Annotated in this window: 7 protein-coding genes and 1 rRNA gene (1 of these 8 cut by a window edge); all 8 read left to right on the forward strand. The window is 45.7% G+C overall.

Annotated elements, in window-relative coordinates; all coding sequences use genetic code 11:
- A complete protein-coding gene (gene dnaA, locus NYE68_RS00005; RefSeq protein WP_007409908.1) occupies window positions 1-1341 on the forward strand; it encodes a chromosomal replication initiator protein DnaA in 1341 nt (446 codons plus the stop codon).
- Between the two features lie 184 nt (window positions 1342-1525).
- A complete protein-coding gene (dnaN, locus tag NYE68_RS00010; protein WP_007409909.1) occupies window positions 1526-2662 on the forward strand; it encodes a DNA polymerase III subunit beta in 1137 nt (378 codons plus the stop codon).
- 134 nt (window positions 2663-2796) lie between these two features.
- Window positions 2797-3012 (forward strand): ribosome maturation protein RlbA, encoded by a 216-nt coding sequence (gene rlbA / locus NYE68_RS00015; RefSeq protein WP_004392910.1) that lies wholly within the window; start codon window positions 2797-2799, stop codon window positions 3010-3012.
- Window positions 3013-3027: 15 nt separating this feature from the next.
- Window positions 3028-4140: a DNA replication/repair protein RecF gene (gene recF, locus NYE68_RS00020; RefSeq protein ID WP_007409910.1), complete on the forward strand. Its 1113-nt coding sequence runs from the start codon at window positions 3028-3030 to the stop codon at window positions 4138-4140.
- A gap of 17 nt (window positions 4141-4157) precedes the next feature.
- On the forward strand, window positions 4158-4403 hold the full coding sequence (locus NYE68_RS00025; protein ID WP_004392908.1) for an extracellular matrix/biofilm biosynthesis regulator RemA family protein: 246 nt from the start codon (window positions 4158-4160) through the stop codon (window positions 4401-4403).
- A 56-nt stretch (window positions 4404-4459) separates the two neighbouring features.
- Window positions 4460-6376, forward strand: a complete 1917-nt coding sequence (gene gyrB, locus NYE68_RS00030) for a DNA topoisomerase (ATP-hydrolyzing) subunit B (RefSeq protein WP_324636922.1) — start codon at window positions 4460-4462, stop codon at window positions 6374-6376.
- 215 nt (window positions 6377-6591) lie between these two features.
- Window positions 6592-9051: a DNA gyrase subunit A gene (gyrA, locus tag NYE68_RS00035; protein ID WP_015239009.1), complete on the forward strand. Its 2460-nt coding sequence runs from the start codon at window positions 6592-6594 to the stop codon at window positions 9049-9051.
- 298 nt (window positions 9052-9349) lie between these two features.
- Window positions 9350-10000 (forward strand): 16S ribosomal RNA (locus NYE68_RS00040) (it continues 899 nt past the right edge of the window).

Below are 10000 nucleotides of genomic sequence, written 5' to 3' on the forward strand. Positions count from 1 at the left end.
ATGGAGAATATATTAGATCTTTGGAATCAAGCTCTAGCTCAAATTGAGAAAAAGCTAAGCAAACCGAGTTTCGAAACTTGGATGAAGTCGACGAAAGCCCATTCGCTGCAAGGGGATACCTTAACCATCACCGCTCCCAATGAATTTGCCAGAGACTGGCTGGAGTCCAGGTACTTACATCTCATTGCAGATACCATATACGAATTAACCGGGGAAGAATTGAGCGTCAAATTTGTCATTCCTCAAAATCAGGACGAAGAAAACTTTTTACCGAAACCGCAAGTGAAAAAAGCGGCAAAAGAGGAACCGTCTGATTTTCCCCAAAGCATGCTCAACCCGAAATATACATTCGACACATTCGTCATCGGATCGGGAAACCGATTCGCCCATGCAGCATCACTGGCTGTGGCGGAAGCACCCGCTAAAGCGTACAACCCTTTATTTATATACGGGGGAGTCGGCTTAGGAAAAACCCACTTAATGCACGCAATCGGCCATTATGTCATTGATCATAATCCTTCAGCCAAAGTGGTGTACCTGTCTTCTGAAAAATTCACAAATGAATTCATCAACTCAATCCGCGATAATAAAGCCGTTGATTTCCGCAACCGCTACCGGAACGTTGATGTACTTTTGATAGATGATATTCAATTTTTAGCCGGAAAAGAACAAACACAGGAAGAGTTTTTCCATACATTCAACACGCTTCATGAAGAAAGCAAACAAATCGTGATTTCCAGCGACAGACCGCCGAAAGAGATCCCGACCCTTGAAGACCGCCTGCGTTCGCGGTTCGAATGGGGATTGATTACGGATATCACACCGCCGGATCTGGAAACGCGGATTGCCATCCTGAGAAAAAAAGCGAAGGCGGAAGGCCTTGATATTCCGAACGAGGTCATGCTTTACATCGCGAATCAGATTGACAGCAACATCCGCGAACTGGAAGGGGCATTAATCCGGGTTGTCGCCTATTCATCTTTAATCAATAAAGACATTAACGCAGACCTGGCTGCAGAAGCATTGAAAGATATTATTCCGTCTTCTAAGCCGAAGGTCATTACGATAAAAGAGATTCAGCGGATTGTCGGACAGCAGTTCAACATTAAGCTTGAAGATTTCAAAGCGAAAAAGCGCACGAAATCCGTGGCGTTCCCAAGACAAATTGCGATGTATCTTTCAAGAGAAATGACAGATTCTTCTTTGCCTAAAATCGGGGAAGAATTTGGCGGGAGAGACCATACAACCGTCATTCACGCCCATGAAAAGATTTCAAAACTGCTGATTGATGACGAGCAGCTTCAGCAGCAGGTGAAAGAAATAAAAGAACTGCTTAAATAATAGTGCCCTCGGATGAATCGGGGAAAGTGTGAATAACTTTTTCATAGCCATACACAGTCTGTCCACATGTGGATAGGCTGTGTTTCCTGTCTTTTTCACAACTTATCCACAAATCCACAGGCCCTACTATTACTACTGCTATTTTTAAAATATATTAATTATATTATCCGTTAGGAGGATAAACATGAAATTTACGATTCAAAAAGATCGTTTAGTCGAAAGTGTACAAGACGTTCTAAAAGCCGTTTCATCCAGAACCACAATTCCCATTCTCACCGGTATTAAGATCGTCGCCTCAGATGAAGGAGTATCTTTCACAGGAAGTGACTCTGATATTTCAATCGAGTCATTCATTCCGAAAGAAGATGATGATAAAGAAATCGTGACGATCGATCAGCCGGGAAGTATCGTGCTGCAAGCCCGTTTCTTCAGCGAAATCGTTAAAAAACTTCCGATGGCGACTGTTGAAATCGAAGTTCAAAATCAATATTTAACGATTATCCGTTCCGGAAAAGCCGAATTTAATTTAAACGGCCTTGATGCAGATGAATATCCGCATCTGCCGCAAATCGAAGAGCATCACGCCATTCAGATTCCGACGGATCTTTTGAAAAACCTGATTCGCCAAACCGTGTTCGCTGTGTCCGCCTCAGAAACACGCCCTATCTTGACAGGTGTAAACTGGAAAGTCGAAAACGGTGAATTATTATGCACTGCCACGGATAGCCACCGACTCGCTTTAAGAAAGGCGAAGCTTGATATTCCGGAAGACAGCTCTTATAACGTGGTCATTCCTGGGAAAAGCTTAACCGAGCTGAGCAAAATTCTTGATGACAACCAAGAACTGGTTGATATCGTCATTACAGAAACCCAAGTTCTGTTCAAAGCGAAAAACGTATTGTTCTTCTCAAGATTGCTTGACGGAAACTATCCGGACACGACCAGCTTAATTCCGCAGGAAAGCAAAACGGAAATCGTCGTGAACACGAAGGAATTTTTACAGGCGATAGACCGTGCTTCTTTATTGGCGAGAGAAGGCCGCAACAACGTTGTAAAGCTTTCTGCCAAACCGGCGGATTCGCTGGAGATTTCATCAAATTCTCCGGAAATCGGGAAAGTGGTCGAAGCTGTGCTGGCTGACCAGATTGACGGCGAGGAATTAAATATTTCATTCAGTCCAAAATATATGATGGACGCACTGAAAGTACTTGAAGGAGCGGACATCCGTATCAGTTTTACGGGAGCGATGAGACCGTTTCTTATCCGTACGCCGAATGATGAAACCATCGTTCAGCTCATCCTTCCGGTCAGAACGTATTAATCAAACAGAATGTGCTGCCGGCTTAGTTCGGCAGCTTTTCTATTCATCAGCCGCTCCCTCAAGTTTTCCCTTTCCTTATTTCAGGATTTTTTAGTACAATTAGATATTAGTGATATTTGAAAGAGGTCGATAATATGGCAAATCCGATTTCGATTGATACAGAAATGATTACGCTTGGCCAGTTTTTAAAATTAGCCGATGTGATTCAGTCCGGCGGCATGGCGAAGTGGTTTCTGAGCGAGCATGAGGTGACTGTCAACAATGAACCTGACAATCGCCGCGGCAGAAAGCTTTACGTTGGAGACGTGGTCGCGATTGAAGGATTTGGTTCATTTCAAGTCGTCAATTAAAGCGGGTGACAGCGGTTGTATATCCAAAATTTAGAATTAACATCCTACCGTAATTATGAGCGCGCTGAGCTTCAATTCGAAAACAAGGTGAATGTGATCATCGGGGAAAATGCCCAAGGCAAAACCAATCTGATGGAAGCCATCTATGTCCTTTCGATGGCAAAATCACACCGCACCTCAAATGACAAAGAACTTATACGGTGGGACGAAGACTATGCTAAAATAGAAGGAAGAGTGATGAAGCGAAACGGGGATATCCCGATGCAGCTTGTCATCTCCAAAAAAGGTAAAAAGGGCAAGGTCAATCATATAGAGCAGCAAAAACTCAGTCAGTATGTCGGAGCGCTGAACACCATTATGTTTGCCCCTGAGGATTTAAATCTCGTCAAAGGAAGCCCTCAGGTGAGGAGGAGATTTCTCGATATGGAGATCGGGCAGGTTTCTGCCGTTTATCTGTATGATTTATCTCTTTATCAAAAAATCCTTTCACAGCGGAATCATTTTCTGAAACAGCTGCAAAGCCGGAAACAGACTGACCGGACCATGCTTGACGTTCTCACTGATCAGCTGATTGAAGCAGCCGCAAAAGTTGTCGCCAAACGTCTGCAGTTTACGGCGCAGCTTGAAAAATGGGCGCAGCCGATCCATTCCGGCATTTCCCGGGGACTGGAAGAACTGACGCTTAAGTATCACACGGCGCTTGATGTATCAGATCCCAAAGATTTGTCGAAAATAGGTAACAGCTACCAGGAGTCTTTTTCGAAATTAAAAGAAAAAGAAATAGAACGAGGCGTCACATTATTCGGACCGCATCGGGATGATGTCCTTTTTTATGTGAACGGACGCGATGTGCAGACGTACGGTTCGCAGGGACAGCAGCGTACGACGGCTTTGTCTTTGAAGCTGGCCGAAATAGATTTGATTCATGAAGAAATCGGAGAATACCCCATTTTACTTTTGGATGATGTACTAAGCGAGCTGGATGATTACCGACAGTCCCATTTGCTTCATACGATCCAAGGCCGTGTGCAGACATTTGTCACCACGACAAGCGTGGATGGCATTGACCACGATACCTTACATCAAGCAGGAATGTTCCGTGTGGAAAACGGTACGTTAGTGAAGTGAAGAAATGAGGTGAGCGATTGTATATTCATTTAGGTGACGACTTTGTCGTTTCAACACGCGATATCGTCGGCATTTTTGACTGCAAGGTCAATGTATCGCCGATCGTTGAAGAATTTCTGGACAGACAGAAAGAAAAAGTAGTGCCGTCCGTAAACGGCACGCCAAAGTCTATCGTAGTCACGACTGAGAATATATATTACTCTCCCTTATCTTCCGGCACACTGAAGAAACGTGCGCAATTTATGTTAGAAATAGATTCTTAGCGGATCTTTACAATGAATATATCGTTTAAGAAAAGTGTAGGTGAATGTGCATGGCTATGGAACAGCAGCAAAATAGTTATGATGAGAATCAGATACAGGTATTAGAAGGTTTGGAAGCTGTTCGAAAGAGACCGGGGATGTACATCGGATCAACTAACAGCAAAGGCCTTCACCACTTGGTGTGGGAAATCGTCGACAACAGTATTGACGAAGCCCTGGCCGGTTATTGTACAGATATTAACATCGAGATTGAAAAAGATAACAGCATTACCGTTAAGGACAACGGGCGCGGCATTCCGGTCGGTATCCAGGAGAAGATGGGCCGCCCTGCGGTTGAAGTCATCATGACCGTTCTCCACGCCGGCGGTAAATTTGACGGAAGCGGATATAAAGTATCCGGCGGTCTTCACGGTGTAGGGGCGTCTGTCGTAAACGCCTTGTCGACCACTCTTGACGTTACGGTTCATCGTGACGGAAAAATCCACTATCAGGCGTACGAGCGCGGTGTACCTGTGGCCGATCTTGAAGTGATCGGTGATACTGATAAGACCGGAACGATTACGCACTTCGTTCCGGATCCGGAAATTTTCAAAGAAACAACCGTATACGACTATGATCTGCTTTCAAACCGTGTCCGGGAATTGGCCTTCCTGACAAAAGGCGTAAACATCACGATTGAAGACAAACGTGAAGGACTAGAACGGAAAAACGAGTACCACTACGAAGGCGGAATCAAAAGCTATGTTGAGTACTTAAACCGTTCCAAAGAAGTCGTTCATGAAGAGCCGATTTATATCGAAGGCGAGAAAGACGGCATAACGGTTGAAGTTGCATTGCAATACAACGACAGCTATACAAGCAATATTTATTCTTTCACGAATAATATCAACACATACGAAGGCGGCACGCACGAGGCCGGATTTAAAACCGGTCTGACCCGTGTCATAAACGACTATGCAAGAAGAAAAGGGATTTTCAAAGAAAATGATCCGAATTTAAGCGGGGATGATGTGAGAGAAGGGCTGACTGCCATTATTTCAATTAAGCACCCTGATCCGCAATTCGAAGGGCAGACGAAAACCAAGCTCGGCAACTCCGAAGCGAGAACGATCACTGATACGCTGTTTTCTTCTGCGCTGGAAACATTCCTTCTTGAAAATCCGGACTCAGCCCGCAAAATCGTTGAAAAAGGTTTAATGGCCGCAAGAGCGCGGATGGCAGCGAAAAAAGCGCGGGAATTGACCCGGCGCAAAAGTGCGCTTGAGATTTCCAATCTGCCGGGCAAACTGGCGGACTGTTCTTCTAAAGATCCGAGCATTTCCGAGCTGTATATCGTAGAGGGTGACTCTGCGGGCGGATCAGCGAAACAGGGACGGGACCGTCATTTCCAAGCTATTCTGCCGCTGCGCGGTAAGATTCTGAACGTTGAGAAAGCCAGACTTGATAAGATTCTCTCAAACAATGAGGTCAGATCAATGATCACGGCCCTCGGAACAGGAATCGGAGAAGATTTTAATCTTGAAAAAGCGCGTTATCATAAAGTGGTCATCATGACGGATGCCGATGTTGACGGCGCCCACATCAGAACGCTTTTATTAACGTTCTTCTACAGATACATGCGGGAAATCATCGAAAACGGCTATGTCTACATTGCCCAGCCGCCGCTTTATAAAGTGCAGCAGGGAAAACGGGTGGAATACGCTTATAACGATAAGCAGCTTGATGAGCTGTTAAAAGAGCTTCCGCAATCACCTAAGCCCGGCCTCCAGCGTTATAAAGGTCTTGGAGAAATGAACGCGACTCAGCTTTGGGAAACGACAATGGACCCTGCGACCAGAACGCTTCTGCAAGTCAATCTTGAAGATGCAATGGACGCTGACGAGACTTTTGAAATGCTGATGGGTGACAAAGTAGAACCGCGGAGAAACTTCATAGAAGCAAACGCCAGATACGTAAAAAATCTTGATATTTAACCAAGAAAGCCTTATTTTCGTTAAGAAATAAGGCTTTTTTCTCAAAGCGGCTTCTAAAGCCTCTGAAAACCCGCAAAACCCGTATATTCTACTAAATTAATGTGTATAAACACAAGTTTATTGATATAATGGAGAATAGTGAAATCGTATTGAAGATCATAATGGACAATCTACTCCCACATTATTTCATGTGATACTTCAGGGAGGTTTTTTTAATGAGTGAACAAAACACACCACAAGTACGTGAAGTCAATATCAGTCAGGAAATGCGGACATCCTTCCTGGACTATGCAATGAGCGTTATCGTATCCCGGGCGCTTCCGGATGTGCGTGACGGTCTGAAGCCGGTTCACAGACGGATTTTGTACGCGATGAATGATTTAGGCATGACCAGTGACAAACCATATAAAAAATCTGCCCGTATCGTCGGTGAAGTTATCGGTAAGTACCACCCGCACGGTGACTCAGCGGTTTACGAATCAATGGTCAGAATGGCGCAGGATTTTAACTACCGCTACATGCTTGTTGACGGACACGGCAACTTCGGTTCGGTTGACGGCGACTCAGCGGCCGCGATGCGCTACACAGAAGCGAGAATGTCAAAAATCGCAATGGAAATCCTTCGGGACATTACGAAAGATACGATTGATTATCAAGATAACTATGACGGCGCAGAAAGAGAACCTGTCGTCATGCCTTCGAGATTTCCGAATCTGCTCGTCAACGGAGCTGCCGGTATTGCGGTCGGAATGGCGACAAATATTCCTCCGCATCAGCTTGGGGAAGTCATTGAAGGCGTACTTGCCGTAAGTGAGAATCCTGAGATTACAAACCAGGAGCTGATGGAATACATCCCGGGCCCGGATTTTCCGACTGCAGGTCAGATTTTAGGCCGGAGCGGCATCCGCAAGGCATATGAATCCGGACGGGGATCCATTACGATCCGGGCTAAGGCTGAAATCGAAGAGACATCATCGGGAAAAGAAAGAATTATTGTCACGGAACTTCCTTATCAGGTGAACAAAGCGAGATTAATTGAAAAAATCGCAGATCTTGTCCGGGACAAAAAAATCGAAGGAATTACCGATCTGCGTGACGAATCCGACCGTAACGGAATGAGAATCGTCATTGAGATCCGCCGTGACGCCAATGCTCACGTCATTTTGAATAACCTGTACAAACAAACGGCCCTGCAGACGTCTTTCGGAATCAACCTGCTGGCGCTCGTTGACGGACAGCCGAAGGTACTAAGCCTGAAACAATGTCTGGAGCATTATCTTGATCACCAAAAGGTTGTGATCCGGCGCAGAACGGCTTACGAACTCCGCAAAGCGGAAGCGAGAGCTCACATTCTGGAAGGTTTAAGAATTGCTCTCGATCATTTAGATGCCGTTATTTCTCTTATCCGCAATTCCCAGACGGCTGAAATTGCGAGAACAGGTTTGATCGAACAATTCTCACTGACTGAAAAACAAGCGCAAGCCATTCTGGATATGCGCCTTCAGCGATTAACCGGTCTGGAGCGCGAAAAGATTGAAGAGGAATATCAATCACTTGTTGCGCTTATCGCCGAGCTGAAAGATATTTTAGCCAATGAAGCAAGAGTTCTTGAGATCATCCGTGAAGAACTTAATGAAATCAAAGAGCGTTTCAATGATGAGAGACGCACTGAAATCGTGACGTCCGGTCTTGAAACAATTGAAGATGAAGATCTTATCGAGAGAGAAAATATCGTCATCACACTGACCCATAACGGCTATGTTAAACGTCTCCCGGCGTCCACATACCGCAGCCAAAAACGGGGCGGAAAAGGCGTACAGGGAATGGGAACGAATGAAGATGACTTTGTGGAACACTTAATTTCCACATCAACGCACGATACGATCCTGTTCTTCTCTAATAAAGGGAAGGTATACCGTTCTAAAGGATATGAAATCCCTGAATACGGCCGTACGGCAAAAGGCATTCCGATTATTAACCTTCTGGAGGTTGAAAAAGGCGAATGGATTAATGCTATTATTCCGGTCAGCACGTTTGATGAGGAGCAATACCTCTTCTTTACGACCAAACAAGGGGTGTCGAAACGTACGGCACTGTCCCAGTTTGCGAATATACGGAATAACGGGCTGATCGCCCTAGGTCTCCGGGAAGACGATGAACTGATGGCCGTCCGCCTGACTGACGGCAAGAAACAAATCATCATCGGAACGAAGAACGGTTTGCTGATCCGTTTCCCTGAAGCAGATGTAAGACAAATGGGACGCACAGCTGCGGGTGTTAAAGGCATCACGCTGACAGACGATGATGTCGTTGTAGGCATGGAGATTCTTGAAGAAGACTCCCACGTCCTCATAGTGACAGAAAACGGCTACGGCAAACGCACGCCGGCTTCAGAATACAGAGTTCAAAGCCGGGGCGGAAAAGGCCTTAAAACATGTAAAATCACTGACAGCAACGGTCCGTTAGTAACCGTGAAAGCAACAAAAGGCGAAGAGGACTTAATGATTATTACGGCAAGCGGCGTGTTAATCAGAATGGATATTAATGATATCTCCACTACGGGACGCGTAACACAAGGCGTCCGTCTGATCCGCATGTCTGATCAAGAGCATGTAGCCACTGTGGCGCTTGTGGAAAAGAATGAAGAAGAGCCGGAAGAAACGGAAGAAGTATAAACGTAGAAGCGCAGCTGTAGCAGGCTGCGCTTTTACTATATAAAGAAATGAAAAAAAGCTTTGACACATAGTGATGATGCTGATATAATCATTTTTGTTGTCTTTTTAATAGAAAGGCAAGCCTAGCGAAAATATTTTTTAAAAAAGTATTGACCTAGCAAACTGAAAATGTTATGATTAAGAGGTCGCTTCGAGAGAAGCAACAAAGTTCTTTGAAAACTAAACAAGACAAAACGTACCTGTTAATTCAAAGTTTTAAATAAATCGCACAGCGATGTGCGTAGTCAGTCAAACTACTTTATCGGAGAGTTTGATCCTGGCTCAGGACGAACGCTGGCGGCGTGCCTAATACATGCAAGTCGAGCGGACAGATGGGAGCTTGCTCCCTGATGTTAGCGGCGGACGGGTGAGTAACACGTGGGTAACCTGCCTGTAAGACTGGGATAACTCCGGGAAACCGGGGCTAATACCGGATGGTTGTCTGAACCGCATGGTTCAGACATAAAAGGTGGCTTCGGCTACCACTTACAGATGGACCCGCGGCGCATTAGCTAGTTGGTGAGGTAACGGCTCACCAAGGCGACGATGCGTAGCCGACCTGAGAGGGTGATCGGCCACACTGGGACTGAGACACGGCCCAGACTCCTACGGGAGGCAGCAGTAGGGAATCTTCCGCAATGGACGAAAGTCTGACGGAGCAACGCCGCGTGAGTGATGAAGGTTTTCGGATCGTAAAGCTCTGTTGTTAGGGAAGAACAAGTGCCGTTCAAATAGGGCGGCACCTTGACGGTACCTAACCAGAAAGCCACGGCTAACTACGTGCCAGCAGCCGCGGTAATACGTAGGTGGCAAGCGTTGTCCGGAATTATTGGGCGTAAAGGGCTCGCAGGCGGTTTCTTAAGTCTGATGTGAAAGCCCCCGGCTCAACCGGGGAGGGTCATTGGAAACT

Source organism: Bacillus sp. FSL R5-0447 (assembly GCF_038606125.1).
Classification (GTDB): domain Bacteria; phylum Bacillota; class Bacilli; order Bacillales; family Bacillaceae; genus Bacillus; species Bacillus velezensis.

Bases quoted from the DNA above. Each gene is read 5' to 3' on its own strand.
- rlbA (WP_004392910.1), top strand. From the start codon at position 2,797: ATGGCAAATCCGATTTCGATTGATACAGAAATGATTACGCTTGGCCAG.
- gyrA (WP_015239009.1), top strand. From the start codon at position 6,592: ATGAGTGAACAAAACACACCACAAGTACGTGAAGTCAATATCAGTCAG.
- dnaA (WP_007409908.1), top strand. From the start codon at position 1: ATGGAGAATATATTAGATCTTTGGAATCAAGCTCTAGCTCAAATTGAG.
- gyrB (WP_324636922.1), top strand. From the start codon at position 4,460: ATGGAACAGCAGCAAAATAGTTATGATGAGAATCAGATACAGGTATTA.
- dnaN (WP_007409909.1), top strand. From the start codon at position 1,526: ATGAAATTTACGATTCAAAAAGATCGTTTAGTCGAAAGTGTACAAGAC.